The 24,861-nt window shown below is 71.1% G+C and carries 25 protein-coding genes and 1 riboswitch; of the genes, 18 read left to right on the forward strand and 7 right to left on the reverse strand.

Annotation, left to right across the window (positions count from 1 at the left end; translation table 11 throughout):
* The first annotated feature begins 588 nt into the window (after positions 1–588).
* Positions 589–1,962, forward strand: a complete 1,374-nt coding sequence (locus tag DEJ47_RS33500; RefSeq protein WP_150174780.1) for a phenylacetate--CoA ligase family protein — start codon at positions 589–591, stop codon at positions 1,960–1,962.
* A gap of 29 nt (positions 1,963–1,991) precedes the next feature.
* On the opposite strand, the gene DEJ47_RS33505 is transcribed toward DEJ47_RS33500, so the two are convergent.
* Both DEJ47_RS33505 and DEJ47_RS33510 read right to left on the reverse strand, forming a co-directional pair.
* Positions 1,992–2,987, reverse strand: coding sequence for an esterase/lipase family protein (locus tag DEJ47_RS33505; RefSeq protein ID WP_161235516.1), 996 nt, complete (start codon positions 2,985–2,987; stop codon positions 1,992–1,994).
* Positions 2,988–3,141: 154 nt separating this feature from the next.
* Positions 3,142–3,567 (reverse strand): hypothetical protein, encoded by a 426-nt coding sequence (locus tag DEJ47_RS33510; RefSeq protein WP_223828594.1) that lies wholly within the window; start codon positions 3,565–3,567, stop codon positions 3,142–3,144.
* Positions 3,568–3,801: 234 nt separating this feature from the next.
* On the opposite strand from DEJ47_RS33510, the gene lipB reads away from it, so the two are divergent.
* On the forward strand, positions 3,802–4,488 hold the full coding sequence (lipB, locus tag DEJ47_RS33515; protein ID WP_150174786.1) for a lipoyl(octanoyl) transferase LipB: 687 nt from the start codon (positions 3,802–3,804) through the stop codon (positions 4,486–4,488).
* A gap of 19 nt (positions 4,489–4,507) precedes the next feature.
* Here lipB and DEJ47_RS33520 read toward each other — a convergent pair whose 3' ends face one another.
* Positions 4,508–5,434, reverse strand: a complete 927-nt coding sequence (locus DEJ47_RS33520; RefSeq protein ID WP_150174789.1) for a cation diffusion facilitator family transporter — start codon at positions 5,432–5,434, stop codon at positions 4,508–4,510.
* Positions 5,435–5,549: 115 nt separating this feature from the next.
* Positions 5,550–6,638, reverse strand: coding sequence for a mechanosensitive ion channel family protein (locus DEJ47_RS33525; protein WP_150174793.1), 1,089 nt, complete (start codon positions 6,636–6,638; stop codon positions 5,550–5,552).
* A 283-nt stretch (positions 6,639–6,921) separates the two neighbouring features.
* Between DEJ47_RS33525 and DEJ47_RS33530 the strand changes: the two genes are divergently transcribed.
* From DEJ47_RS33530 to DEJ47_RS33560, 7 genes are all read left to right on the forward strand, one after another.
* Complete coding sequence (locus DEJ47_RS33530) at positions 6,922–8,022, forward strand: amidinotransferase (protein ID WP_190415691.1); 1,101 nt, start codon at positions 6,922–6,924, stop codon at positions 8,020–8,022.
* A gap of 149 nt (positions 8,023–8,171) precedes the next feature.
* Positions 8,172–9,314, forward strand: a complete 1,143-nt coding sequence (locus DEJ47_RS33535) for an ROK family transcriptional regulator (RefSeq protein WP_150174797.1) — start codon at positions 8,172–8,174, stop codon at positions 9,312–9,314.
* A 64-nt stretch (positions 9,315–9,378) separates the two neighbouring features.
* Positions 9,379–10,635, forward strand: coding sequence for an ABC transporter substrate-binding protein (locus tag DEJ47_RS33540; RefSeq protein WP_190415694.1), 1,257 nt, complete (start codon positions 9,379–9,381; stop codon positions 10,633–10,635).
* Positions 10,632–11,579 (forward strand): carbohydrate ABC transporter permease, encoded by a 948-nt coding sequence (locus tag DEJ47_RS33545; RefSeq protein ID WP_150174800.1) that lies wholly within the window; start codon positions 10,632–10,634, stop codon positions 11,577–11,579. Before DEJ47_RS33540 ends, DEJ47_RS33545 begins: the two co-directional genes overlap by 4 nt.
* The gene (locus DEJ47_RS33550) at positions 11,572–12,405 is read left to right on the forward strand and encodes a carbohydrate ABC transporter permease (RefSeq protein ID WP_150174803.1); all 834 of its coding nucleotides are present in this window, start codon (positions 11,572–11,574) and stop codon (positions 12,403–12,405) included. The genes DEJ47_RS33545 and DEJ47_RS33550 overlap by 8 nt, the downstream gene beginning before the upstream one ends.
* Before the next feature lie 54 nt (positions 12,406–12,459).
* Positions 12,460–13,512, forward strand: a complete 1,053-nt coding sequence (locus DEJ47_RS33555) for a Gfo/Idh/MocA family protein (RefSeq protein WP_150174806.1) — start codon at positions 12,460–12,462, stop codon at positions 13,510–13,512.
* Positions 13,509–14,528: a Gfo/Idh/MocA family protein gene (locus DEJ47_RS33560; protein WP_150174808.1), complete on the forward strand. Its 1,020-nt coding sequence runs from the start codon at positions 13,509–13,511 to the stop codon at positions 14,526–14,528. The genes DEJ47_RS33555 and DEJ47_RS33560 overlap by 4 nt, the downstream gene beginning before the upstream one ends.
* A gap of 59 nt (positions 14,529–14,587) precedes the next feature.
* On the opposite strand, the gene DEJ47_RS33565 is transcribed toward DEJ47_RS33560, so the two are convergent.
* On the reverse strand, positions 14,588–15,019 hold the full coding sequence (locus tag DEJ47_RS33565) for a hypothetical protein (protein WP_223828595.1): 432 nt from the start codon (positions 15,017–15,019) through the stop codon (positions 14,588–14,590).
* Between the two features lie 356 nt (positions 15,020–15,375).
* Here DEJ47_RS33565 and DEJ47_RS33570 point away from each other — a divergent pair, with 356 nt between their 5' ends.
* The 6 genes from DEJ47_RS33570 (at position 15,376) to DEJ47_RS33595 (ending at position 19,731) form a co-directional block, all read left to right on the forward strand.
* Positions 15,376–16,734 carry a radical SAM protein gene (locus DEJ47_RS33570; RefSeq protein ID WP_150174811.1) on the forward strand — a complete coding sequence of 453 codons (1,359 nt, stop codon included), beginning with the start codon at positions 15,376–15,378 and terminating at the stop codon, positions 16,732–16,734.
* A gap of 22 nt (positions 16,735–16,756) precedes the next feature.
* Positions 16,757–16,866: riboswitch (SAM riboswitch) on the forward strand.
* A gap of 44 nt (positions 16,867–16,910) precedes the next feature.
* A complete protein-coding gene (locus tag DEJ47_RS33575; RefSeq protein ID WP_150174814.1) occupies positions 16,911–17,204 on the forward strand; it encodes a hypothetical protein in 294 nt (97 codons plus the stop codon).
* A 98-nt stretch (positions 17,205–17,302) separates the two neighbouring features.
* On the forward strand, positions 17,303–18,034 hold the full coding sequence (locus DEJ47_RS33580; RefSeq protein WP_150174819.1) for an SDR family oxidoreductase: 732 nt from the start codon (positions 17,303–17,305) through the stop codon (positions 18,032–18,034).
* Between the two features lie 33 nt (positions 18,035–18,067).
* Complete coding sequence (locus tag DEJ47_RS33585; protein ID WP_150174823.1) at positions 18,068–18,622, forward strand: GNAT family N-acetyltransferase; 555 nt, start codon at positions 18,068–18,070, stop codon at positions 18,620–18,622.
* 114 nt (positions 18,623–18,736) lie between these two features.
* Positions 18,737–19,021: a DUF3253 domain-containing protein gene (locus tag DEJ47_RS33590; protein ID WP_150174826.1), complete on the forward strand. Its 285-nt coding sequence runs from the start codon at positions 18,737–18,739 to the stop codon at positions 19,019–19,021.
* 71 nt (positions 19,022–19,092) lie between these two features.
* A complete protein-coding gene (locus tag DEJ47_RS33595; protein WP_223828596.1) occupies positions 19,093–19,731 on the forward strand; it encodes an FG-GAP repeat protein in 639 nt (212 codons plus the stop codon).
* On the opposite strand, the gene DEJ47_RS33600 is transcribed toward DEJ47_RS33595, so the two are convergent.
* The gene (locus tag DEJ47_RS33600; RefSeq protein ID WP_202456602.1) at positions 19,728–21,053 is read right to left on the reverse strand and encodes an amidohydrolase family protein; all 1,326 of its coding nucleotides are present in this window, start codon (positions 21,051–21,053) and stop codon (positions 19,728–19,730) included. The two genes, DEJ47_RS33595 and DEJ47_RS33600, sit on opposite strands and share 4 nt — an antisense overlap.
* 512 nt (positions 21,054–21,565) lie before the next feature.
* Between DEJ47_RS33600 and DEJ47_RS33605 the strand changes: the two genes are divergently transcribed.
* Both DEJ47_RS33605 and DEJ47_RS33610 read left to right on the forward strand, forming a co-directional pair.
* Positions 21,566–22,342, forward strand: coding sequence for a GntR family transcriptional regulator (locus tag DEJ47_RS33605; protein WP_150174833.1), 777 nt, complete (start codon positions 21,566–21,568; stop codon positions 22,340–22,342).
* Positions 22,339–23,916, forward strand: a complete 1,578-nt coding sequence (locus DEJ47_RS33610; RefSeq protein ID WP_150174835.1) for an MFS transporter — start codon at positions 22,339–22,341, stop codon at positions 23,914–23,916. Before DEJ47_RS33605 ends, DEJ47_RS33610 begins: the two co-directional genes overlap by 4 nt.
* On the opposite strand, the gene DEJ47_RS33615 is transcribed toward DEJ47_RS33610, so the two are convergent.
* A complete protein-coding gene (locus DEJ47_RS33615; protein ID WP_150174838.1) occupies positions 23,894–24,262 on the reverse strand; it encodes a VOC family protein in 369 nt (122 codons plus the stop codon). The two genes, DEJ47_RS33610 and DEJ47_RS33615, sit on opposite strands and share 23 nt — an antisense overlap.
* 80 nt (positions 24,263–24,342) lie before the next feature.
* On the opposite strand from DEJ47_RS33615, the gene DEJ47_RS33620 reads away from it, so the two are divergent.
* Positions 24,343–24,801, forward strand: a complete 459-nt coding sequence (locus DEJ47_RS33620; protein ID WP_150174841.1) for a MarR family winged helix-turn-helix transcriptional regulator — start codon at positions 24,343–24,345, stop codon at positions 24,799–24,801.
* The last annotated feature ends 60 nt before the right edge of the window (positions 24,802–24,861 follow it).

The raw sequence follows: 24,861 nt of genomic DNA on the forward strand, positions 1-24,861 counted from the left end.
CCGCGCTCCGGATCCGGTCGAGGTCTCCTGGAACCGGGCTCGACCGAAGCTTCTTCAATCTTTGCGGGATCATTACGCTCCATTGGTTTCATGCTTCCGCCCCGCGCTGGCCTGCGCTATTCCTTCCCCTTATGGCAATGAAACGGAAACGATCGGTTTCCCCTGCCGGACGTTGGTGTCCAATGATCGGTGCTCCGATTCTGGCCTGTTGTTTTCTTGCTGCATCGATCTGTCGGGATGGGTCTTGATCCGGTCTCCGAAGGGTCCGCGTCCCACGTGGGGGCATCGGTACGGGGGTGACGGCGGGGCCGGCGCGCGGGCGTGGAGTGGCCGGAACCGGACCCGTGTGAATCGGCGGCAGTTGGCCACACGATCAGTACGGGCGCGCTTGCGGGCCGCCGCGGGCTCCGTGGCCGCTATCGGGCCATCGCGAGCCCCGCGGGGCGGGGTTGTCACCTTTTGGGGTGACTATGCCTTGTTCAAGGTGTGCTGTTCCGCGGCCCATCCGCGAAGGTCGTGGCATGGGCGCCCGCTGCCCCCCGGCAAGCCGGCCGCGGGCCGGAGCTGCCACCGAAGGAGCACAGGACGATGAGCGAGAGCATGGCGTGGCTGACGCGGGACATCCGCAAGGCCCGCAAGCAGGGCGCGGCCGCGGTCGCGCGGCGCCGGGGCGACCGGCTGGCGGACCTGGTGGCCTGCGCCCGCTCCGCGTCGCCGTACTACCGCGAGCTCTACCGCGGTCTGCCCGAACGGGTCGACGACCCGACGCTGCTGCCGGTCACCGACAAGAAGCAACTGATGGACCGCTTCGACGACTGGGCGACCGACCGGGACATCACCTTCGAGAAGGTCCGCGCGTTCACGGACGACCCCGACCTGATCGGCCGCCGCTTCCTCGGCCGGTACCTGGTCGCCACCACCTCGGGGACCAGCGGCAGGCGCGGCCTCTTCGTGCTCGACGACCGGTACATGAACGTGTCCTCCGCCGTGTCCTCCCGGGTGCTCGCCTCCTGGCTCGGCCCGCTCGGCATCGCCCGCGCCGTGGTCCACGGCGGCCGCTTCGCCCAACTCGTCGCCACCGACGGGCACTACGTGGGCTTCGCCGGCTACTCCCGCATGTCCCAGGAGGGCGGCGGCCGCAGCAGGCTGCTCCGGGCGTTCTCCGTGCACGAACCGCTCCCACACCTCGTCGACCGGCTCAACGAGTACCGCCCGGCCTTCGTCATCGGCTACGCGAGCACGATCATGCTGCTCACCGCCGAACAGGAGGCGGGCCGACTGCACATCGACCCGGTGCTGGTCGAGCCCGCCGGCGAGACGATGACCGACAGCGACACCGACCGCATCGCGCGGGCCTTCGGCGCCAAGGTGCGCACGATGTACAGCGCGACGGAGTGCACCTACCTCAGCCACGGCTGTGCCGAGGGCTGGTACCACGTCAACGACGACTGGGCCGTGCTCGAACCCGTCGACGAGGACCACCGGCCCACCCCGCCCGGCGAGTTCTCGCACACGGTCCTGATCTCCAACCTCGCCAACCGCGTACAGCCGTTCCTCCGCTACGACCTCGGCGACAGCGTCATGCTCCGCCCCGACCCCTGCCCGTGCGGCACGTCGTCCCCCGCGATCCGCGTCCAGGGCCGCGCCGGCGACATCCTCACCTTCCCGTCCGGCCGCGGCGAGGACGTCCGGCTGACCCCGCTGGCCTTCAGCAGCCTGTTCGACCGCATGCCGGGCGTGGAGCTCTTCCAGATCGAGCAGACCGCTCCGGCGACGCTGCGGGTACGCATGGTCAAGGCGCCCGGCGCCGACGCGGACCACGTGTGGCGCAAGGCCCATGACGGTCTGACGCACCTGCTCGCCGACAACAAGCTGGACAACGTCACCGTGGAGCGGGCGGAGGAACCGCCCAAGCAGGCGTCCGGCGGAAAGTACCGGACGGTCATCCCGCTTCCGGCGTGAGGCAGCCCGCCCGGGGAAGCGGATGAGCCCTACCGCGCGTACTCACGCAGCATGGGCTCCTCCTTCAGCCACGGCTGACTGTGGATCAGCAGCTCGATCGGGTAGTTCAGCAGACCGGGGAGCGCGTTGACGGCCTCCTCGCTGTTGAGCGGCATGACCGCCTTGGCGCAGTGCGCGCGGTCGATACGATCGGCGTCGGCGGGGCCCGGGTGGTCGACGGCGTCGGCGACGAGGTCGTAGCTGACCTGGTCCACGACCATGGCGATGTGTGTCGGCCACGGCCGACCCGGACAGATGTCCTGGACGCCGATGCGGTGCGCGCCCGGCAGGGACGGGGCCTGCCCGTCGGCGACCACGGACTCGTCGGCGTACGAGTGGACGGTGGTGTACGAGGGGCCCGTCGGCATGGGCGTGCCGTCGGCGCCGAGAGCCTTCGTCCAGTTCGAGTCACGGGCGAACTGCAGCACCGACGCCGGGCAGCCCGCGACCTCGGCGATCGGACGGCAGGGACTGGCGAGACGGGTCCCCTGGAACGGGGAGCCCAACGTCACCATGTCCTCCACCCGCCCCGGCAGGTCCGGCCAGAACCGCAGGGCCCAGGCCGTGAGGAGCCCGCCCTGGCTGTGCCCGACGAGGTCGACCTTGCGTCCGGTGGCCTCGTGGATGGCGCGCGTCGCGTACACCACGTACTCGACGGACTCCTGCATGTCCCTGAGCCCGCGCCCGGGGGAGTCCACCCAACAGGACTGGTAGCCCTTCTTCTTGAGCTCGGCCATGTAGTTCCAGGCGTAGTTCTCCTCGCCCTTGAGGCCGGTGCCGGGCACGAAGAGGACGGTGGGCTTGTCACTGGCGCCGCGCAGCTCGCCCGACTCCGTCCCGCAGTGCAGGGCTTCGGCGAGTCGGGCGGCCGGGATCTCCAGGGGCGGCGGGGGCTCGGAGGTGTCCGCGCGGACGGCGGAGACGGGGAGAACGGTGAGGGTGAGCACGGTGGCGGCGAGGCCGCCGAACCATGAGGACAAGCGCACTGTGGTCTCCGCGGGGGTGTGGGGGCTCCCTGTCTCCCCGAGTGGGGAGCCCTCCATCCTGAAACGCGGTCACGCACACGTCAACAGCAACAGGCCCCTCAACGCCCCCACTGACAAAGGTAGTTGGGGTGGCTCTGCCCCCACGTCGTCCGCGTCACCGTTCCAGGGGCCGCACCGTCACATGCACCACCGGCGAGACCGCCTCGCCGCCCGTCACACGCAGTGCGTTGCGGCCCTCGCGTCCCAGGACCACCCGCATCTTGTACGTCCCCCGCGGCGTGGTGTTCACCGAGGCGGGCAGCGGTACCCACTGGGTGCCCTGCCTCTGCTCCAGGGTGACCGGCGTGCCGGCCGGCATGTCGCGGCTCTCACCGGAGACGTGGAACTCCTCCGAGACCCGCACGTTGCTCGCCGAGGCCTGCGCGGTGAGTGTCGGCGTGGTCGCGGTGGCGGGGGCGGCCGTCAGGAGCAAGAGGGCGGCGGCGGCCCCGGAGAGGGCCGAGGCGTGCCTGAGGTGCTGCGGTGTCGACTTCAATGTGGCTTCCCTGTCCAGGTGCTGCCCGTTCGTTCTGTCGCGCATCAACATAGGGAGCGGACCTCGGACATGGAGGAACCGACGCGCTGAGTCTCCGCACCTCGAGCTGCGGAACGCCCTGCTGGAAGCAGCCTCCGCGGGACCCGGGCAGGTTCCCTCGGAGGACTCGCCCCTCCGGACCGAGTCCGCCGAGACAGTCCGCCGCCTGGGAGCAGCGGGACGTGGGGAAGGGGGAATGCGCGGACTCACGGGTCGGTTGGTGTGCGTGGACGTGCGCGTATGGACGTGACCGCCGGAGGGAGTCGCGTGGGTGCGGTGGAGTTGGAGCGTGTAGATCTCGGTGAGGTTCCCTACCTCGATGCCATGGACGCGATGCGCGGGTGGGTCGAGCAGCGGCGGGCCGGGGTCATCGGTGACCGGCTCGTTCTCCTCACGCATCCGCCCGTGATCACGTACGGCACCCGTACCCCGCCCGAAGAGCTGCCCCGCGCCGACTCGCCCATCCCCCTCGTCGAGGTCGACCGCGGCGGGCAGGCGACGTATCACGGGCCCGGTCAGCTCGTCGGATATCTCATCCTCAACCTACGAGAGCGCGGGCCCGGCGACATCGTGCGTCGGGTCGAGAACGCGCTCATCGACGCGGTCGGGGCCCTCGGCTTCGAAGCGGTGCGGCGCGACACCCCTTCCGGCGCCCAGAGCCTCGTCGGCGTGTGGACGCCGCGCCACGACAAGCTGGTGTCGATCGGCATGCGCATCCGCGGCGGCGTGACCAGCCACGGGTTCGCCCTCAACATCACCTCGGACCTCGACGAGTTCACCCGCTTCACGGCCTGCGGGCTGCCCGACGTGGCGATGACCTCCCTCGCCGAGATGGCCGCCGAGCGGGGCGTCGCCGCGCCCGGCGAGGCCGAGGTGAGGGACGCGGTGGCCGCGGCCTTCGGGGCCGGAGCCCGGCGGGAGGGCTGAGCGGAGGCCGGGTCGACGCTCAGGTGTGCAGCGCCCCGCCCTCCTCGCGGTGGTCCTCCGGTTCCAGCTGCAGCGTCGAGTGCGCCACGTCGAAGTGGCCGCCGACGCACCCCTGCAACCGGCCGAGGAGCTCCCCGTACCCGTCCGCCAGCGCCGCTTCCGTGACCACCACGTGCGCGGTGAGCACCGGCATCCCGGAGGTGACGGTCCAGCCGTGCAGGTCGTGCACGGCGACCACGCCGCGCTCCGCGAGCAGATGCCTCCGCACCTCGTCGAGGTCGACGTCCTGCGGGGTCGCCTCCAGCAGGACGTGCACGGAGTCCCGCAGCAGCCCGTACGCGCGCGGCACGATCAGCAGGCCGATGACGATCGAGGCGACGGGGTCGGCGGCCTGCCACCCGGTGAGGAGGATGATCAGGCCGCCCACGATCACCGCGACAGAGCCGAGCGCATCGCCGAGGACCTCCAGATACGCGCCGCGCAGGTTCAGGCTCTTGTCCTTCGCGTCCCGCAGCAGCCACAGCCCCACCAGGTTGGCGAGGAGACCGCCCACGGCGACCACGAACATCAGGCCGCCCTTGACCTCCACCGGTTCGCTGAACCGGCCGATCGCCGACCACAGGACCCAGACGAAGATGGCGACGAGGAGCAGCGCGTTCAGGACCGCGGAGAAGATCTCCACCCGGTAGAAACCGAACGTGCGCCGCGGCGTCGGGGCGCGCTGGGCGAGGGTGACCGCGCCGAGCGCGAGCGACACGCCGACCGCGTCGGTCAGGCTGTGCGCCGCGTCCGCGAGCAGCGCGAGGCTGCCGGACAGCAGGGCGCCGACCACCTGGATGACGGTGATCGACGCGCTGATGCCGATGGTCCACAGCAGCCGGCTGCGGTACGTGCCGCTGAGCGTGCCGCCCGCCGTGGCCGCGGACGGACCGTGGTCGTGCCCCATGCCCGCGAGTGGAACACGGGGCCCGGAGACCCGCCACCGAGAGGTCCGCCACTCGGCCGACAGAGGACCTGTACGACTCCCAGTGGAGCGTCGGCTCTCAGTGCGGCGCCGGCTCTCAGTGGAGCGTCGAAATCGACGCGTCGCGCTGATGCGGGATCCCCAGCGGCGGTGGCAGCTCCCCCTGCTGCACCGTCACCGTGCGCGCGGGAGCGGGCACCCGGATGCCCTCCGCGCGGTAGCGCTGGTGCAGGCGCTTGATGAACTCGTGCTTGATGCGGTACTGGTCGCTGAACTCCCCGACGCCGAGGATCACCGTGAAGCTGATCCGTGAGTCGCCGAAGGTGTGGAAGCGGATGGCCGCCTCATGGTCGGGCACCGCACCCGTGATCTCGGTCATCACCTCGTCCACGACCTCGGTCGTGACCTTCTCGACCTGCTCCAGGTCACTGTCGTAACTCACCCCGACCTGCACCGTGATCGACAGCTCCTGCTCGGGGCGGCTGTAGTTCGTCATGTTGGTGCTCGCCAGCTTGGCGTTGGGGATGATGACGAGGTTGTTGGAGAGCTGACGCACGGTCGTGTTGCGCCAGTTGATGTCGACGACATACCCCTCCTCGCCGCTGCTGAGCTGGATGTAGTCACCCGGCTGCACGGTCTTCGCGGCGAGGATGTGCACGCCCGCGAAGAGGTTGGCGAGCGTGTCCTGGAGGGCGAGGGCGACCGCGAGACCGCCGACGCCGAGCGCGGTCAGCAGCGGGGCTATGGAGATGCCGAGGGTCTGCAGGACGACGAGGAAGCCCATCGCGAGCACGACGACCCGCGTGATGTTCACGAAGATCGTGGCCGACCCCGCGACGCCGGAGCGGGACTGTGCCACGCTCCTGACCAGGCCCGTGACGATCCGGGCCGCCGTCAGCGTGGCCGCCACGATGAGCAGCGCGGTGAGCGCCGTGGTCACGTTGCGGCCGGTGCGCGGCGTGAGGGGCAGCGCGCCCGCCGCGGCGGCGAGTCCGGCGGTGATGGCCGCGCAGGGCACGAGGGTGCGCAGCGCGTCGACGATGACGTCGTCGCCGCTCCACCGGGTCCTGCTGGCCCGCTCGCCGAGCCACCGCAAAAGCGCGCGGAGCAGCAGTCCGGCCGCGACACCCGCGGCCACGGCGATGCCCGCCGCGATCCAGTCGTGCAGTGTGAGCGCACGGGTCATCGGTCCGCTCCCGTCGCCCGGGGGGAGTGCGGCTGCATACGCGCCTGCATACGACGTATGTGATGTGTCGTCACGTGGGTACCTGCTCGATTCGGGGAGTGCGGTCACGCCGAGGCGGGAGCACGACATGGGGAGTCACGACGACTGCCTCCAGGAGCTCCACCCGGCGCGGACGTCATCCTGCCCCATCCGGGCACAACAGGCGCGCGTACCCCTGCCTGGATCTTCACAGTCCGGCCACGTCTGTCGAATGAGACGCGCAACACGTGGTAGACGAAGAGCCATGGCTCCAGTGCGCGAGACGCCCGTATCGCCCGTCGGTTCACACAACGAGTGGGATCCGCTGGAGGAAGTCGTCGTCGGCCGCCTCGACGGCGCGACGATCCCGTCCAGCCACCCCGTCGTGGCCTGCAACATCCCGCCCTGGGCGGCCCGCCTGCAAGGTCTCGCCGCGGGCCACACGTACCCGAAGCGCCTGACCGAACCCGCGCAGGCCGAACTCGACGGCTTCGTCGAACTCCTGGAGTCCCTCGGCGTCACCGTCACCCGCCCGGCCGCCGTCGAGCACAAGCGGGACTTCGCCACCCCTGACTGGACGTCACGCGGCTTCTGCAACGCCTGTCCCAGGGACGGCATGCTCGTCGTCGGCGACGAGATCATCGAGACGCCGATGGCCTGGCCGTGCCGGTACTTCGAGACGTACTCCTACCGCGAACTCCTCAAGGACTACTTCCGGCGCGGCGCCCGCTGGACGTCCGCACCGAAGCCCCAGCTGACCGACGCCCTGTTCGAGAAGGACTTCCGCCCGCCGAAGAAGGGCGAGCCCATGCGCTACGTCCTCACCGAGTTCGAGCCGGTCTTCGACGCCGCGGACTTCATGCGCGCGGGCCGCGACCTCTTCGTGACGCGGAGCAACGTCACCAACCTGATGGGCATCGAATGGCTGCGCCGCCATCTCGGACCCGAGTACCGCATCCACGAGATCGAGAGCCGCTGCCCTACGCCCATGCACATCGACACCACGTTCGTGCTGCTCGCGCCCGGCAAGGTGCTCGTCAATCCCGAATACGTCGATGTCGACCGCCTCCCCGACGTGCTGAGCTCGTGGGACGTCCTGATCGCCCCGGAGCCCGAGCCGATCGACGAACGCGTCCTGAAAATGACCTCGATGTGCGGCAAGTGGCTCAGCATGAACGTGCTCATGCTCGACGAGAAAAGGGTGATCGCGGAGCGGCACCACACAGGCATGCTGCGCGCGCTCGAGGCCTGGGGGTTCGAGCCGATCCCCTGCGACCTGCTCCACTACGCGCCGTTCGGCGGGTCGTTCCACTGCGCGACCCTCGACGTACGCCGCAGGGGCACGCTGGAAACGTACTTCGACTGAGTTCGGCCGAACGGCCCCGTCGAACGACCGTTGCCGGAGGGGTTCCCCGGCCGCGACGGTTATGCAAGTCTCCTCCCCAATTCCGTGCGGCGTCGGACGTCGTGGCCCGTCAGCCGGGCCGCCGCGGCGCGGACCCGGGGTGAGGACTGATGCGAAACGCGGCACGAGGGCACGATCTGATCGCCCTGCGGCGGCTGAACACCACCGTCGTGCTGCGCGCCCTGCACCACCGCAGCCCCCGCACCCTGGCTGAACTCGCCGCGAGCACCGGCCTCTCCCGGCCCACCGTGGAAGCCGCCGTCGAGGAACTGGCCGAACGGGGGCTCGTCGGCGAGTCCGCCGAGGAGACGGGGGAGCGCGCGCCGGGCCGCCCCGCACGCCGCTTCCGCTTCCGCACGGAAGCGGGATACGTCCTCGGCGCCGACATAGGGCTGCACAAGATGGTGCTGCTCCTCGCCGACCTCGGCGGCACCGTCCTGGCCGCCCGGCGCAGCGACATCGACCCCGAACTGGGCGGCAGCGCCCGCCTCGACCTGCTGCGGCACGGCACGGAGACCTTCCTCGACGCCCACGCCCCGCGCCGCGCCGCCGTCCTCGCCCGCTGCGTGGGCGTGCCCGGCGTCGTCGACAAGGGCGGCGTCGTGACGTCCGTGGTGGTGCCCGAGTGGTCCGGTGTCGACCTCGGACGGCTGCTCCAGGACGGCGTACCGGGCCACACCCTCGTCGAGAACGACGTGAACCTCGCGGTGCTCGCCGAGCGCTGGCAGGGCGCCGCCACCCTCGCGGGCGACGTCGTCTGCGTCCTGACCGGACACCGCGTCTCGTGCAGCCTCACCATCGGCGGGCGGCTCCACCGGGGCAGGCGCGGCGGCGCGGGCGAACTCGGCATGCTGCCGCTGCTCGGCATGAGCACCGCCCAGGAGGCCCTGAAGTGGCCCGCGGGTTCCGACGGGCGGCGCCCCGGCGAGTCCGAGGTCGCCGCGCTGGCCCGCGCGGCCGACGGCGGAGACCCGAAGGCGCTGGCCGCCGTCGCGGACTTCGCCGACCGGCTCGCCCCGGGTATCGCGGCGCTCGCGCTCGCCGTCGACCCGGAACTGATCGTGCTGACCGGCGGCGCGACCCCCGTCGGCCACCACCTGGTGCCGCTGCTCGAGGAGCGGCTGCACCCCATGACCCTGCACGTCCCGCGCATCGCCCTGAGCACGCTGGGGGAGCGGGGCGTGGCCATCGGCGCCGTGCGCAAGGCGCTCGACCGGGTGGAGGAGGACCTGCTCGCGGACAAGGCGCCGTAGCGGCGGCCGCCCTCGGGGCGGGGCCGTGGGGCGTCCGGTGACTCATCGGGAGGCGAAGGCGCACATGCGCAGAAGGACTCTGCTCGGCGGGGCGGTGGCGGCCCCCTTGCTCGCCGCCTGCTCCGGCGGGGGCGGCGGCACGGACAGCGGTGGCAGGACCACGCTCTCGTACGGGATGTGGGACCCGGCGCAGGTGCCGGGCATGGAGAAGATCATCGCCGCGTTCGAGAAACGGAATCCGCGCATCTCCGTGCGGATCCAGCTGACGCCCTGGGCGAGCTACTGGACGACCTTGAAGACGTCCATGCGCGGGGGCACCGCACCCGACGTGTTCTGGATGAACGCCGTCAACTTCCAGCTGTACGCGGCCAACGGCGTCCTCGAACCGCTCTCCGGGCACATCAAGGCCGACGCCACCCCCGTGGACCGCCACCCGAAGGCCCTGGTGAAGCTCTACTCCTACCGCGGCACGCAGTACGGGTTGCCGAAGGACTTCGACACCATCGGCCTCTGGTACAACAAGCAGCTCTTCGACAAGGCGGGCATCACGTACCCCGACGCGAGCTGGACCTGGGACGACGTACGCGACGCGGCGGCCGAACTCACCGACCCGCGCCGGCGCGTGCACGGTTTCGCCGCCGAGATGGACCGGCAGATCAAGATCTATCCCGCCATCTGCGGGGCCGACGGTTACGTCCTTGAGAACGGCCGCTCGGGCTTCGGCGACGAACGGTCCATCGACGGCATGCGCTACCTGACCGACATGATCGACCGGGGCTGGTCGCCCCCGCAGAGCGCGATGGTCGAGTCCGTCGGACGCGTGCGCTACTGGTCGGAGAAGGTCGCCATGAACTACGACCTCTCCGCGATGGCCGGACAGATGTACGCCGTGCCCGCGCTCAAGGACCACGGCGGCATCGCCGTCCTCCCCAGGGGGAAGCGCAGGGCCACCATCATCCACGGCCTCGCGAACGTCATCTCCGCCAAGAGCGACAAGAAAGCGGCCGCCTGGAAGTTCGTGCACTTCATGGCAGGACGCGAGGCCGCCGAGATCCAGGCGAAGGCGGGCGCCACCATCTCCTCGTACGAAGGAACGCAGGACGCCTGGATCAAGTCGATGCCCGAATTCGACCTCAAGAACTTCATCGAGATGCAGGAGTACGCGGTCCCCTACCCCAGCTCCAAGAACACCGCCGTCTGGGAGAACCTCCAATACCCGCTGCTCGGCGCCGCGTTCAGCGGCAAGGGCGGCATCGAGAACGCCGCCCGCACGCTGGGCGAGCAGATGGACCGGGCCCTGAAGGAGGAACGCGACTCATGAGTGTCTTTCCCGCGACGGCCGCGGCGAAGGCGGCCGGACGCAGCCGGACATCCGCGTCCGGCACGCGCCCCGGATCCCGCAACCAGCGGTCCGCCTACTGGTTCATCGCACCGCTCGGCCTCGGCTTCGCCGTCTTCTACTTCTGGCCGCTCCTGCAGACCCTCTACTTCAGCTTCACCGAATTCGGCGCGTTCGGCGGCCACACCTTCATAGGAACCGACAACTACCTGCGCGTCGTCAAGGACGTCACCGTCTGGCAGGCCCTCGGAAACACGCTCATCTACTGCGTCATCGGATTGATGGCTCTGCCCGTCGCCATCGTCGTCGCCTCGCTCCTGAACCGCCGGGGACTGCGCGGCGTATCCGTCTACCGCGCCCTGTACTTCATCCCCTTCGTGACGCTGCCCGTCGCCGTCGGACTCGTCTGGAACTGGCTCTACAACGGAGACTTCGGGCTCGTCAACGAAATCCTCGGCTGGTTCGGCGCCGAGCGGAACTACTGGGTCTCCGACCCGTCCACCGCCGTCTACGCCATCGGCACGGTGATGGTGTGGTCCACCACCGGTTACTACCTCGTCATCTTCATGGCGGGTGTCAAAGGAATACCGCAGGACTACTACGAGGCGGCGGAACTCGACGGAGCGGGACCGCTGCGCCGGTTCTTCACCATCACGCTGCCCCTGCTCAGCCCGACCATCTTCTTCGCCTCCGTCATCTGCATGATCAATTCCCTGCAGACGTTCGACCTGATCTACATCATGATGGCCGAGAAGAACCCCGCGATCGGCGATACGCAGTCCGTCGTCGGCCTCTTCTACAAATGGGCGTTCATCGAGAACGCGCAAGGTGCCGCCGCCGCGCTCGCCTTCCTGCTGATGCTGGTCATCGCGGCCCTCACGTATCTCCAGTTCCGGATCCAGAAGAGGTGGGTGCACTATGCCTGACCGGAAGCGCTTCGACCCGGGATCCGTCGCCACCCACGCCGTGCTCTCGCTCGGCGCGCTCATCATGGTCTTCCCGTTCCTGTGGCAGCTGCTCACCGCGCTCAAAACCCTCGCGGAGACCTCGCGGGTGCCGCCCACGTTCCTGCCCGAGGACTGGAACTGGGCGAGTTTCGAAGAGGTCTTCACCGCGCTGCCGTTCCGCGAGATGCTCACCAACAGCCTGATCAACACCATCGGACGCACCCTCGGCCAGCTCGTGTTCTGTTCGCTGGCCGCCTACGCGTTCGCCCGTATGCAATTCCGGGGCCGCAACGTCCTGTTCGCGCTCTTCCTGTCCGTCCTGATGGTGCCGAGTTCCCTGCTCGTCCTGCCGCAGTACGACATCATCCAGTCCCTCGGACTGCTCAACTCCGCGCCCGCGCTCTTCCTGCCCGGCATGTTCAGCGCCTTCGGCACGTTCATGCTCCGCCAGTTCTTCCTCTCGCTCCCCAAGGAGCTGGAGGAGGCCGCGCGCATCGACGGCGCGGGGTCCTTCCGCATCTTCTGGTCGATCATGCTGCCGCTGATCCGGCCCGCGCTGGCCGCGCTCGCCGTCATCACCGCCATGTGGTCCTGGAACGACCTGCTGTGGCCGCTGATCGTCAACACCGACCCGGAGAAGATGCCGATCAGCGCGGGCCTCACCTCCCTGGAGGGGCAGTACGAGACGAACTACCCGGTGATGATGGCCGGTTCGCTGATCGCGAGCCTGCCGATGCTGGTCGTCTACCTCTTCCTTCAACGGCACTTCGTCCAGAGCGTCGCCCTCTCGGGCTCCAAGAGCTGACCACAGGAGCTCACACCCCCCGACGGAAAGGCAGCACCTCCCATGCGAGGCTCCATGCGATCGCTTCACATCGGCATGCTCGGTGCCGGCGGCATCGCCCGTGCCCATCTGCCCGGCTGGCTGGCCCTGGGCGCCCGGGTGAGCGTGTACACCGTCGACGGCTCCGCGGAGAAACTCGCGTCCGAGTACGCCGGGCGCGGCCACGACGTCCGGGCCGTCGACCACCTCGACACGCTCCTCGACGAGGCGAGTGCCGTCGACGTCTGCACGCCCACCCCCACCCACAAGGCCCTTGCCCTCGCCGCCGTCGCCGCGGGCCGCCACGTCGTCTGCGAGAAGCCCCTCGCGCTCACCGCCCACGACGCCGAGGAGATCGGCGCAGCAGCCGACGCGGCAGGCGTCCGCCTCCACCCCGCCCACGTGGTGCGCTACTTCCCCGCGTACGCCGCCCTGCACAAGGCCGTCACCCGCGGCGACCTCGGTGACCTCGCCGTGCTGCGCTTCACGCGCGGCGGCGCGAGGCCCCAGTGGGCGCCCTGGTTCGGCGACCCCGCCCAGTCCGGCGGCGTCATCATGGACCTGATGGTGCACGACATCGACATCGCCCGGTGGCTCGCGGGCGACGTGGTCCGCGTGCACGCGCGGACCCGCGGCGTCGAACACGCCACCGGCGCCCCGCCGGAAGTCGTCACCGCGTCGGCCGTCCTCACCCACGCGTCGGGCGCCGTCAGCCACATCAACGGCCTGTGGGGCCTGCCCGACCAGCAGTTCCGCACGACGTTCCGCGTCGCGGGAGCCGACGGCCTCCTGCACCACGACTCCACCGCCGTACCCGGCTTCAAGATCACCGCCCAAGGTGTCCGCGCCGCCAACGAAGGCATCCCCACCAGCCCCATGACGGAGAGCCCCTTCCTCACCGAACTCCGCGAGTTCGCCACGTCATGGCAGGAGGGCGGGCCGGAACCGAGGGTGAGCACTCGCGACGGCATAGAGGCCGTGCGGATCGCGGAGGCCGCCGTCGAGTCCAGCCGCACGGGCCGCGTCGTCGAGCTCACCGGGAGCAGTGCCGCACCCACGATCACCGACACCGAGGAGGTCACGCGATGAAGGTCGCCGTCCTGTCGTTCGCCCACGTCCACGCGGCGACCTACCTGCGCCTGCTCTCCCGCATGCCCGGCGTCGACGTCCTCGGCAGCGACCCCGAAACGGACCTCGCGGCACCCGGCGAGGTGCGGGGCCGCGCGGTCGCGGACGCGGCACGGGTCGCGTACGCGGACACGTACGAGGAAGCCTTCGCCTGGGGCCCCGACGCGGTGATCGTCTGCTCCGAGAACGCCCGGCACCGGCCCCTCGTCGAACGCGCCGCGGCGCACGGTGTGCCCGTTCTGTGCGAGAAGCCCCTGGCCGCCACGGTCGAGGACGGCGAGGCGATGGTCGCCGCCTGCCGGGCCGCGGGCGTGCGGCTCGCCGTCGCCCACCCGGTGCGGTTCAGCCCGGCCTACGCGGCCGTGAAAGCGGCCGTCGCGGCGGGTGAGGCGGGCCGGGTCCTCGCCGTGTCCGGCGCGAACAACGGCGCCATGCCGACCCGCGCCCGCCGCTGGTTCGCCGAGCCCGCCCTCTCCGGCGGCGGCGCCCTCATGGACCACACCGTGCACATCGCCGACCTGCTCGACGACCTCTTCGCAGAGGCGACGCCCGTCGAGGTGTACGCGCAGACCAACAACCTCCTGTACGCCGACGAGGTCGCCGCCGAGACCAGCGGCCTGGTCAGCGTGACGTACTCCAACGGCGCCGTCGCCACCATCGACTGCAGCTGGTCGCACCCCCGCTCCCACCACTCCTGGGGCGGCCTGGAACTCACCGTCGTGGGCGAGCGGGCCACCCTGGAGATGGACGCCTTCGACCAGAAGGTGCACGGCTTCAGCGAGCGCGAGGGCACCGGCACCGAGGTGCCCTTCGGCCCCGACCTGGACGAGCTGATGCTGCGGGCGTTCCTGTACGGGGCCCAGGAGGGCGCGATGACCGTCGCGGACGGCGAGGGCGGTCTGCGCACCCTGCGCGTGGTGGAGGCCGGCTACGCGTCGGCCCGCAGCGGGGTTCCGGTCGCACCGCGACAGGACTGACGAACGGCAGCGGCGCCCGCGGCCGTCTCCCGGCTGCGGGCACCGCCTGTCAGCGCGTGTCAGTAGTCATTGCAGGCCGTTCGGATCGTTTCCTCGCCGGAGATGTTCCCCTCGTAGATCCAGCCGTAGGGCGCCTCGCCACCCTTGCTGACGTAGTACCACCAGTATCCCGAGGACGGGTTCTTGTACCGGCACCAGCCGCCGAGTCGTTGGCCCACATAGAGCCTGGAGGAGACGTCGCCGCATGCGCTGCTCGGGCCGGACCTGAGAGCGACGGACCGTGTGACGTCCGCACCCCCCAAACCGTTCGACGTGGGCTTGGCGTTGCAGGCTTGGGCGCCGGTGGGCACGTTCGACGGCGTGAAGTCCGGTGCCTGGTCCGCCACGCTCGCGGAGGGGGCCGGTGCTGCCGCATGGGTGGGTGCGACCGTCGCGCCGAGAGCGATCATGCTGCTGAGCGCAGCGGTCACGAGAGTAGGTCGTGCACGCACGTGAGCTCCTTCATGGCTGGGTTCCGGTTCAGGTCCGGCCCATTGCGTGGAGAGCTGTTCCTCGACGCGACGGGCCCGCGCCGTGGCGACCGCCGGGCCGGCCAGGCACCCCCACAGACTGTTGACCATCGACAGGTCAAGCAACGGAAGCCGGCTGTCCCGGACAGTCGCCGGCCTGTCCGGGCCGGTCAGCGCCGTGTCCGTGCCGCGTCCCGGACAGGACCGCCGTGGCAGGGCCGCGCAGGATAGACCTGCGGTGGAGACGCACTGAGACCGGAGTCGGATCCGGAACGGATCCGGCGGGTATTAGCGTGGACTGGACAGATCGACCGAACAGGATCCGAGGTGCCCGGCCCATGCCAAGCCGCAGCGAGAGCCGTACCCAGCTCATCGAGTCACTCATGGAGCGGTTCCCGCACGTGCCGCGGGAAGCCGTGATCAAGGAGGATCTGCTGCGCGGCGGCATCGCCTTCGACGAGTCGGCGCTCAGCGACAACGAGAACGGCGAGGTCAAGCCGAAGTCGTACTTCATCTTCTCCTTCGACCACGGCACGCTCCCCGAGCTCGGCGCCGCCGCCCTGCGCCGCCCGCCGGAGGAGATCGTCCTCACCGGCGGCCCGTACGAGCTGCGCCGCACCGTCGTCTCGGTGCGTGTCAACCCGTCCTCGCCCTACCGCGTCGCCGCCGACGACAACGGCGTGCTCGGCCTCTACCTGGACGGGGCGCGGATCTCCGACGTCGGCCTGCCCCCGATGCCGGACTACTACCGGCACACGCTGGAGAACGGCAAGTCGGTGATGGAGGTGGCGCCCACCATCCAGTGGGGCTACCTCATCTACCTGACCGTCTTCCGGGTCTGCCAGTACTTCGGCGCCAAGGAGGAGTGCCAGTACTGCGACATCAACCACAACTGGCGCCAGCAGAAGGCGGCGGGCCGCCCCTACACGGGCGTGAAGCCGATGGACGAGGTTCTCGAAGCCCTCGCCATCATCGACAAGTACGACACGAACAAGTCGTCCACCGCGTACACGCTCACCGGCGGCGCCATCACCACGCGGCTCCAGGGCAAGGACGAGGCCGACTTCTACGGGCAGTACGCGAAGGCCATCGAGGAGCGCTTCCCGGGCCGCTGGATCGGCAAGGTCGTCGCCCAGGCCCTGCCCAAGGAGGACGTGCAGCGCTTCCACGACTACGGAGTGCGGATCTACCACCCGAACTACGAGGTGTGGGACCCGTACCTGTTCGAGCGGTACTGCCCCGGCAAGGAGCGCTACGTCGGCCGTGACGAGTGGCACCGCCGCATCCTGGACTCCGCCGAGGTGTTCGGGCCGCGCAACGTGATCCCGAACTTCGTCGCGGGCGTCGAGATGGCCGAGCCGTTCGGCTTCAAGACGGTCGACGAGGCCATCGACTCCACGGTGGAGGGTCTGCAGTACTTCATGTCGCGCGGCATCACGCCCCGCTTCACCACCTGGTGCCCGGAGCCCACGACGCCGCTCGGCAAGGCGAACCCGCAGGGCGCGCCGCTGGAGTACCACGTGCGGCTCCTGGAGGCCTACCGCGCGACGATGGAGGCGAACGGCCTCACCTCGCCGCCCGGCTACGGCCCCGCGGGCCCCGGCAACGCGGTCTTCTCGGTCAGCTCCTTCATGGACAGCCTGCCCGCCGAGAAGGCCGCTCCGGAGGACGCGATTACTCCCGCGACGGCCGGCTAGGCGAGGTGTTACGGTCGGGGCGGGTCACGAGTTCCAGTGTCAAGCCCCGGCTCGCTGGACGGCACCCCGCTCCGTCGCGGGTGCCCCGGGTGACGACCCGCCCCGTGCGACGTGCACGGGGAACGGCGGATCACCGGGTCGGCGAAACCCGGGGTCCACGACTCCGGAGGCGCCCCATGACGCATTCCCCCGCGCACGACAACCGTGACACCTCAATCGACGTGCTCCTGTCCTCGTACGACGTCGCCGACGACGGCCGCATCGCTCTCCACGTGCTCGGCCCGACCCGTGGCGTTCCCGCGGTCCTGTGGACGCGCGACCCGCAGCACCTGCGCCGCGTGCTGCGCGACCACAAGGGCCTCGCCCAGTGGCAGCCCCACCGGAACGTGCTGAGGCTGCGGTGCGACACGGCGGGCACCACGCTGGTCGGCGTGGCCGCCGGGGCGGGCCACGAAGCCGCTCGCGGCTGACCAAGATCACCGGTTCGTAGGATGACGGCGGATCCGGGCGCGGGCGATCCCCGCGCCCGGACGGCGCGACAGTCAGCCACCCAGAGCCGGAGGTCCCCGTGCAGCACCACCCCGTCACCGTCGTCACCGGCGGAAGCCGCGGTATCGGCGCCGCTGTCAGCGCCCGTCTCGCCGAGGACGGCCACGACGTCGTGATCGGCTACCGGTCGAACGCGGGCGCCGCCGAGGAGGCCGCCGCGGCGGTCCGCGCGGCGGGCCGCCGCTGTGTCACCGTCGAGGTCGACACCGCCGACGAAACCGACGTCGACCGTCTCTTCGACGCCGCCGCCGGGCTCGGCCCGGTCACCGGGCTGGTCAACAACGCCGGGGTGAGCGGGCCTGTCGGGACCCTCGCCGACGCGGACGCCGAGGGCATGCGCCGGGCGCTCGAAGTGAACGTACTCGGTTATCTGCTCTGCGCCCGGCGGGCGGTACGGGACATGAAGGCCAACGGCGGCGGCGCCATCGTGAACGTCTCGTCCGCCGCCGCGACGCTCGGCGCTCCCGGCGAGTACGTCCACTACGCAGCCGCGAAGGGCGCCGTCGACACCATGACGGTCGGCCTGTCCAAGGAGGTCGCCGGGGACGGCATCCGCGTCAACGCCGTCGCCCCCGGCGTCATCTGGACCGAGTTCCACGCCGACCCGGAGCGCCCGGCGAAGCTCGCCGCGGGCATCCCGCTCGGACGTTCCGGCCAGCCGTCCGAGATCGCGGCGGCCGTCGCCTGGCTGCTCTCGGACGAGGCCTCGTACGCCACCGGCACCGTGCTCCGGGTCGCCGGCGGGCGCTGACGCGCCCCGGTCGACCGCTCGTACGATGGGCGCATGATCAGTGGAGCGGTCGATCTCGCGCACGGCATACTCATCCGGCCCGTCACCCTCGACGACGCGGACGCGCTGGCCCGCGCCTACCGGCGCAACCGTGACCACCTCGGCCCCTGGGACCCGGACCGTCCCGCCGCCTTCTACACCCCGGAGGGGCAGGCCGAGCGGGTCCGCGTGCAGCTGGCGGACGGCCGGGCGGGCCGGTCCGCACACTGGGTCCTGGCGAGCGGCGCCGAGATCGTCGGCCACGCGGCCCTCTCGAACATCGTGCTCGGCCCGGCCCGCAGCGGGAACCTCGGCTACTGGATCGACGCCGAACACGTGGGCCGCGGCCTCGCCTCCGCCGCCACGCGGCACGTCTGCGCGGCGGCGGACACCCAACTGGGCCTGCACCGCGTCGAGGCGGGCACCATGCTGCACAACACCGCGTCGCAGCGCGTGCTGAGGAAGTGCGGTTTCGAGGAGTACGGGCTCGCTCCGTCCCTCCTCTACCTGCACGGTGCCTGGCGCGACCACCGGCTCTTCCAGAAGATCCTCAACGACCGTCCTCTGTGACCCTGTGACCCTGTGACCCTGTGACCCTGTGACCCTGTGACCCTGTGCCCCTGTGAGCCCGTGACCGCCGTGCAAGCTTCTGCGGCGCCTCCCGCTCGGTGCGAGACTGACGTGATGACGCAGAGCGAGCGGCAGCGTGCGGAGCACACCGAGCGGCGCCTGGAAGAGACCATCCTGGAGTTGCTGGACCGCCGTGCGCCGGACGCCACGATCTGTCCCTCGGACGCCGCGCGGGCGGTCTACGAAGGGGATGACGACGGCTGGCGCGCGCTGATGGAGCCCGCCCGCCGCGCCGCCCGGAACCTGGTCGAGGCCGGCGAGGCGGAGATCACGCAGGGCGGCGAGCCGGTCGACCCGGCGGAGGCCCGCGGCCCGATCCGCATCCGCCGGATGCGGTAGCACTCCGTTCACGTGCTGTGTCGCGCACAACCATCGGTCGTTTCCGCGTGTCTCCGAGGCGAGTCACGTCCGTGCGCAGGGATTTCTCGGCCATTTCCGACCTCGTGCGCGCCCGAGGAGGAAACCGTGGGCATCCGCCGACCCGCCATGTCGACCGCCGTGGTCGCGACCCTGACCGGTTCGCTCGGCGTACCGGTTCTGGCGGGCACCGCGTCCGCGAGGACCGCGTCCGCGAAGGCCGTCTCCGATCGGGGCGCCGCCTCGTACGGGAGGACTTCGACGGCGACGGATACCCCGACCTCGCCGTCGGCGTCCCCGGCGAGGCGATCGGCTCGAAGGCGAAGGCCGGCGCCGTGGTGCTGCTCAAGGGCGACAAGGACGGGCTCACCGGCAAGGGGGCGCGGGCATTCCACCAGGACACGGCGGACGTCCCGGGTGCGGCGGAGCCCGGTGACGTGTTCGGCGGCTCGGTACGGCTGCTCGATGTGACCCGTGACGGCAGGGCGGACCTGGTCGCGGGCGCGCCGGGCGAGGACTTGGGTGCCGTCAGGAACGGTGGCGCGGTGTGGCTGCTGCGCGGCGCCGCCGCCGGTCTGACGGCGTCCCGGTCGTCCGCGCAGAACCCGACGGACATCGGGGCACCTGCGGCCAAGGCGCTGTTCGGCCTGAACCCGAGCGGGCACAACGGCTCGGGAACGGTGATCCCCTAGGGGCGGCGCCCCGGGCGGCGGGCCGTGCGGTCCGGGTCCGGGTCCACGCGCTGGATCCGGGCCCGCCGCACGACCTCGGGCCCCGTCTCGGCGGCCTCGCGGACCAGTGCACGCCCGTCCCAGTCGGTGGGCCAGCCGTGCCACAGGCGCAGCCTGCCGTCCACGAAGACCGCGCTGATCTGGTCGCGGCCGGCCAGTCGGACCAACTCCCACGACAGGTCGTACGACGGCGTGAGCTCGGGTACGTCGAGGTCGACGAGGAGGAAGTCGGCCGCCTTGCCGACGGCGATCTCGCCCGTCACCCCGCCGAGCCCGACGGCGTCGGCGCTCAGCGAGGTGGCGTGCGTGAGCCACACCCGGCCCGCGCCGCAGGCGGAGTCCCCGGCCATCAGGCCGTACGACAGCCGCTGGGCGCTCTCCGCCGCGTCGACCAGGCGGAACCCGTTGCCGCGGGTGCCGTCGGTGCCGGTGCCGAAGCGGATGCCCATGGTGTGCCACATGAGGGCGTGCGCGACGGCGTTGCCCTTCCACGCGCTGGCCACCGGGTTGTAACTGACCGCGGCGCCGGTGTCGGCGAGCATGCGCATCTCGTCGGGGGTGAGCAGGGTGGCGTGGGAGCCGAGGGTGTGCGCGTTGAGGGCGCCGATGTGGTGCAGGTACGACAACGGGCGTCGGCCCACGCTCTTGAGGGAGCGTTCGACGGAGGCCAGGTGTTCGTTGACGTGGACCTGGAAGACCGCGTCGGCGTCCGCGCACAGCTCGGCGGTCCTCTTCAGCACCTCGGCGGTGGCGTCCTCCGGCACGGGTATCGCCAGTGAGGGATGGATCAGCCGGGAGTCCTGGAACCGCTCCAAATGCTCCTTGCCGCCCTTGCCGTCGGAGACGACCTTGGACAGCACACAGCGCAGCCCGGCCTCCTCGGCGGCCTCGGCGATGACGCCCACGTCGACGGGCGCGCGGGTGCCGGCGTCGGCGGCGGTGGTGAACCCGCCGCGCAGCGCCTCCAGGGCGGCGAGCTTCGCCGAGAGGTGCGCCGTCTTCTCGTCCAGGGCGTGTTCCAGGGGCTCCCAGACGGTCTTGAAGATCTCCGACGGCTGCCCGAACGCCTGCGCCTTGCCGAAGCTCTGCGTCAGGTGGTGGTGTGCGTCCACGAAGCCGGGCATGAGCAAGTGGCCCTTGAGGCGCACCTTCTTGGCGCTCCGGTGCGCGTCGGCGAGCTCGCGGACCGGCCCGACGGCCCGGAACGTACCGCCCTGGACGAGCACCGCACGGTCCTTGACGGGGCCTTCGGGGAGCAGGACGACGTCGGGTACGAGCAGCAGTCGACGGGCGCGGAAGTCCTCCGGACCGAAGGAGCCGCGGCCGTCGCGGCCATCGCGACCATCGTGCTCGGCTGCGGCCGCAGGCGTCGCGCCGCCCGCACCGAGGAAGCCACCGGTGCCGGCGAGCCCGGCACCGACGACGAAACGGCGACGTCCCACGCCGCGTGACCCGTCGGCGCCACCACCGCCACCGACACCGCCACCGACGCCGAAGTCGGGGCCCTCGTCCGCGTACTCGTTCTCCACCGCACGCTCCTTTGGCGTTGCACAGGGAAAGCCCGGCCGCACGGGGCGGCCGGGCCGGGGCGGCCGACCTTAGGGGAGTCCATCAGGCGGAACAAGGGTTTCGGCAAATGGAAAGGGGAGGAAGGGGTTCGGGTCGGCGGGGGAGGTGGCGGAACTGGTCCGCGCACCCCGCCTCACCGCAGGCCACGACCGTTGTCGCAGGTCAGGCCAGGTGGCGTAACTCCACGGAAACGTTGGCGCCCTAGTTTCGACAGATGTCAGGTCCCATGAACCCCCCGTCCACCGGGCAGGCGCCACAGACACCGCGGAACCGGCAGCGGACCCGGGCGGACCGTGCCCGGCAGGTCGCCGAGGTGTTGCGCCGTCAGATCGCCTCCGGGTCCTTCACGTCGGGCATGCTGCCGGACGAGCGGACGCTGATCGCCGACTTCGCGGTCTCGCGCAACACCGTGCGCGAGGCGTTGGGCGTCCTGCGCGGCGAAGGCGTGGTCGAGCGGCGCCAGGGCGTCGGCACGGTGATCGTACGGCGGCCCTTCGAGCACACCCTGGAACGGCTGACCGGCCTCGCGGAGACGCTGGGCACGCACGGCGAGGTGGTCAACCAGGTGCGGGTCGCGGGCCTGGTGCGGCCGCCCGGCGACGTGGCACGCAAGCTGGACGTCCCCGTCGGCGGCCGGGTGGTCCACATCGAGCGGCTGCGGCTCCTGGACGGCGTGCCGCTCTCCCTCGACCTGACCTACCTGGCCGCGGACATCGGGGAGCCGCTGCTCACCGCCGACCTGGCGGGGCGGGACCTGTTCGGGCTCATCGAGCAGTCCATCGGCGCCCGGCTCGGCTCGGCGAGCGTCACCATGCACGCGGTGGGCGGCGACCCGCACACGTGCGCGCTGCTCGACATCCCGGCCGGTTCGGCACTGTTCACCGTCGAACGCCTGACGAGGCTGCCGGACGGGCGGCCGGTGGACCTGGAGTTCCTGCGCATCCGCGGCGACCGGCTGGCTTTCCGGGCCGAACTGGTCCGGGCGGGAGGCGGCGCGCGATGAACCCCGGCCGCAGGATCACGCCCACGTACGGGAAGGCGCTCCCTCGCGAGCCTCCTTGCGGCGTCCGGGCCCTCGAATCCCCGGCGCCCGAGCCCGACGGACCCGGCCCCGGCCCGCTGACCGTCGCCGTGCTCTGCCTGTGCGTCACCCTGGTCGTCGGCATGGTCTCCGCCGTGAACCTCGCCGTCCCCGCGCTGTCGCGGAGCGCCCTGCGCCCGTCGGCGGAGTCGGTGCTGTGGGTGGTCGACGGCTACGTCGTGGTCTTCGCCTGTCTGCTCATCCCGGGCGGCGCGCTCGCCGACCGGCTCGGCCGCAAACGGGTGTTGGCGGCCGGTATGGGCCTGTTCACCGCCGGCTGCGCGCTGTGCGCGGTGGCGCCGGGAGTCGGCGTGGTGATCGCGGGGCGGGTGGTGAGCGGTGTCGGTGCCGCCGCGGTGCTGCCGACGACGCTCGCCCTGATGGTGGGCGGAGCACCGTCCCACCGTCGGCCGCGGCTGGTCGCGCTGTGGGCGTCGATGACGGGTCTGGCGGCCGTGCTGGGCAACGTCGGCGGTGGCGCGGCGCTCCAACTCGGTTCGTGGCGCGCGCTGTTCTGGAGCGTGGTGCCGCTGTCCGTCGTGGCACTCGTCCTGGTGCTGGTGTTCTCCCCGGCGCCCCCACGGCACGACCGTCCGGTGTCGGTGGTGTCGGCGGGCCTGCTGACGGCCGGGTTCCTCGCCCTCCTGTCGGGCATCGTGTCCGGTCCCGGGGCGGGTTGGGGCAGCGCACGGGTGCTGGCCGGGTTCGCGGCGGCGGTGGTGCTGCTGACGCTCTGGGCGGTCCGTGAGCTGCGGCGCGAGCACCCCATGCTGGACCCCAGGCTGTTCGCCGTGCCCGTGGTGCGGGCGGGCGCGGTCGGCATGGCGCTGGTGTTCCTGGGGATGTTCGGCCTGTTCTACGTCAACGGGCAGTACTTGCAGTACGCCATGGGCTACTCGCCGCTGGGGGCGGGGGTGCGGTTGCTGCCGATGGCGGCGGCGCTGCTGCTCGCGCCGCGCTGCGCGGTGGCCCTGGAGAGGCGCGCCGGCCCGCGGTCGACGCTCGGGTCGGGGCTCGCGGTGCTGGCGGCCGGTCTCGGTACGGTCTCGTTGGTCGGCCCGAGCACCCCGTACCCCTTGTATGCGCTCGGGGCGACCCTCACCGCCGTCGGATGCGGCCTGGCGACGCCGCTGTTGTCGCACGGCATGATGTCCGCGCTGCCCGCGCACCGGGCAGGAGTCGGCTCGGGCCTGCAGAGCCTGGCGAGGGAGTTGGGCAGCGCGCTGGGCGTGGCGGTCAGCGGCAGCGTGGTGACGCAGACGTTCATCGCGGGCCTCCCGGCCCCGTTGCGAGGTCCCGACGCGCCCACCACTGTCCCGGCGGCGGAACAGGCGCTTTCCGCACAGGAGTTGGCCTCCGCGGGGCTTCGAGACGCGGTCGTCGCCGACTTCACCGTCGCACTGGACACCGCGATGCGGGTGCTGGCCGTGCTGGTGGTGGCGGTCGGCGCGCTGGTCGTCGCGTGGTACCCGGTCAGACGCGGTCGTGGAGAGTGATCCGGTAACCGTCGGGGTCGGCGAAGGTGAACGTCCGGCCGAAGGGTCCGTCGATCGGCGCGGACACGATGGTGTGACCGTCGGCGGCGAGGGCGTCGTGGATGGCCTGGACGTCGGTGGCGTGGAGCCAGATCGCCGCGCCGATGCCGGGCTGTGGGACGGAGGAGAGATCGGTGCCGGGGACGACCTCGCGGAGTGCGAACGCGATGGGCTTCGTCTCGAAGACGACGGCGTGCGGAGGTCCGGTCTGCGAGCGGACGAGGCCGAGGTACTGCTCGTAGAACGCCTGGGAAGCGGCGAGGTCGCGCGCCTGGAGCGAGATGAAGTCGGGACCGGTGACGGGCATGGTGGTGCTCCTTGCCTTCGTGCCGAAGTGCTGCCTTGTGTCAGATTACTGACACGTCGAAGGTATGTCAGAATACTGACATGAGTCAAAAGGGCGCCGGTATCGACCTGGACCAGTCGCTGGGCTACCTGCTGAAGGAGGCGTCGAGCGCGCTGCGCGCCGCCATGGAGGAGGTGCTGAGGCCGCTCGGGATGAGCGTCACGCACTACTCCTGCCTCGAACTGCTGGCCCAGCGGCCGGGCCTGTCGAACTCCGAGCTCGCGCGCGGCGCCTTCGTGACCCGGCAGACGATGAACGTGCTGCTCCAGGCACTGGAGCGAGACGGCCATGTGACCAGGCCCGCGGAGGCCCCCGTCGGCAAGGCCCTCCCCGCGCGCCTCACGCCGAGCGGCCGGCAGAGCCTGGAGAAGGCGACCGCGGCGGTCCGGTCCGTCGAGCTGAGAATGCTGTCGGGTATGTCCGGTGCCGAACAGGAGGCCGCGTTCCGGAGCCTGAAGAGCATGGTGCGTTCCCTGCGTACCGGTGACGGCGACGCGTAGCCTTGTCCGGTCTGACGCCTCCTTGTCATTTCCGTCCCTTGACGCCCTCCCGGCCGCTGT

This window comes from Streptomyces venezuelae (genome assembly GCF_008642355.1).
GTDB classification, from domain to species: Bacteria; Actinomycetota; Actinomycetes; order Streptomycetales; family Streptomycetaceae; genus Streptomyces; species Streptomyces venezuelae_B.

What these genes read in the sequence shown, in the direction of transcription:
- DEJ47_RS33605 (WP_150174833.1), top strand. Translation starts at nt 21,566, where the DNA reads ATGAACCCCCCGTCCACCGGGCAGGCGCCACAGACACCGCGGAACCGG.
- DEJ47_RS33575 (WP_150174814.1), top strand. Translation starts at nt 16,911, where the DNA reads ATGACGCATTCCCCCGCGCACGACAACCGTGACACCTCAATCGACGTG.
- DEJ47_RS33585 (WP_150174823.1), top strand. Translation starts at nt 18,068, where the DNA reads ATGATCAGTGGAGCGGTCGATCTCGCGCACGGCATACTCATCCGGCCC.
- DEJ47_RS33560 (WP_150174808.1), top strand. Translation starts at nt 13,509, where the DNA reads ATGAAGGTCGCCGTCCTGTCGTTCGCCCACGTCCACGCGGCGACCTAC.
- DEJ47_RS33525 (WP_150174793.1), bottom strand. Translation starts at nt 6,638, where the DNA reads ATGACCCGTGCGCTCACACTGCACGACTGGATCGCGGCGGGCATCGCC.
- DEJ47_RS33620 (WP_150174841.1), top strand. Translation starts at nt 24,343, where the DNA reads ATGAGTCAAAAGGGCGCCGGTATCGACCTGGACCAGTCGCTGGGCTAC.
- DEJ47_RS33615 (WP_150174838.1), bottom strand. Translation starts at nt 24,262, where the DNA reads ATGCCCGTCACCGGTCCCGACTTCATCTCGCTCCAGGCGCGCGACCTC.
- DEJ47_RS33590 (WP_150174826.1), top strand. Translation starts at nt 18,737, where the DNA reads ATGACGCAGAGCGAGCGGCAGCGTGCGGAGCACACCGAGCGGCGCCTG.
- DEJ47_RS33530 (WP_190415691.1), top strand. Translation starts at nt 6,922, where the DNA reads ATGGCTCCAGTGCGCGAGACGCCCGTATCGCCCGTCGGTTCACACAAC.
- lipB (WP_150174786.1), top strand. Translation starts at nt 3,802, where the DNA reads ATGGACGTGACCGCCGGAGGGAGTCGCGTGGGTGCGGTGGAGTTGGAG.
- DEJ47_RS33540 (WP_190415694.1), top strand. Translation starts at nt 9,379, where the DNA reads ATGCGCAGAAGGACTCTGCTCGGCGGGGCGGTGGCGGCCCCCTTGCTC.
- DEJ47_RS33550 (WP_150174803.1), top strand. Translation starts at nt 11,572, where the DNA reads ATGCCTGACCGGAAGCGCTTCGACCCGGGATCCGTCGCCACCCACGCC.
- DEJ47_RS33555 (WP_150174806.1), top strand. Translation starts at nt 12,460, where the DNA reads ATGCGATCGCTTCACATCGGCATGCTCGGTGCCGGCGGCATCGCCCGT.
- DEJ47_RS33535 (WP_150174797.1), top strand. Translation starts at nt 8,172, where the DNA reads ATGCGAAACGCGGCACGAGGGCACGATCTGATCGCCCTGCGGCGGCTG.
- DEJ47_RS33610 (WP_150174835.1), top strand. Translation starts at nt 22,339, where the DNA reads ATGAACCCCGGCCGCAGGATCACGCCCACGTACGGGAAGGCGCTCCCT.
- DEJ47_RS33520 (WP_150174789.1), bottom strand. Translation starts at nt 5,434, where the DNA reads ATGGGGCACGACCACGGTCCGTCCGCGGCCACGGCGGGCGGCACGCTC.
- DEJ47_RS33510 (WP_223828594.1), bottom strand. Translation starts at nt 3,567, where the DNA reads ATGCGCGACAGAACGAACGGGCAGCACCTGGACAGGGAAGCCACATTG.
- DEJ47_RS33570 (WP_150174811.1), top strand. Translation starts at nt 15,376, where the DNA reads ATGCCAAGCCGCAGCGAGAGCCGTACCCAGCTCATCGAGTCACTCATG.
- DEJ47_RS33500 (WP_150174780.1), top strand. Translation starts at nt 589, where the DNA reads ATGAGCGAGAGCATGGCGTGGCTGACGCGGGACATCCGCAAGGCCCGC.
- DEJ47_RS33545 (WP_150174800.1), top strand. Translation starts at nt 10,632, where the DNA reads ATGAGTGTCTTTCCCGCGACGGCCGCGGCGAAGGCGGCCGGACGCAGC.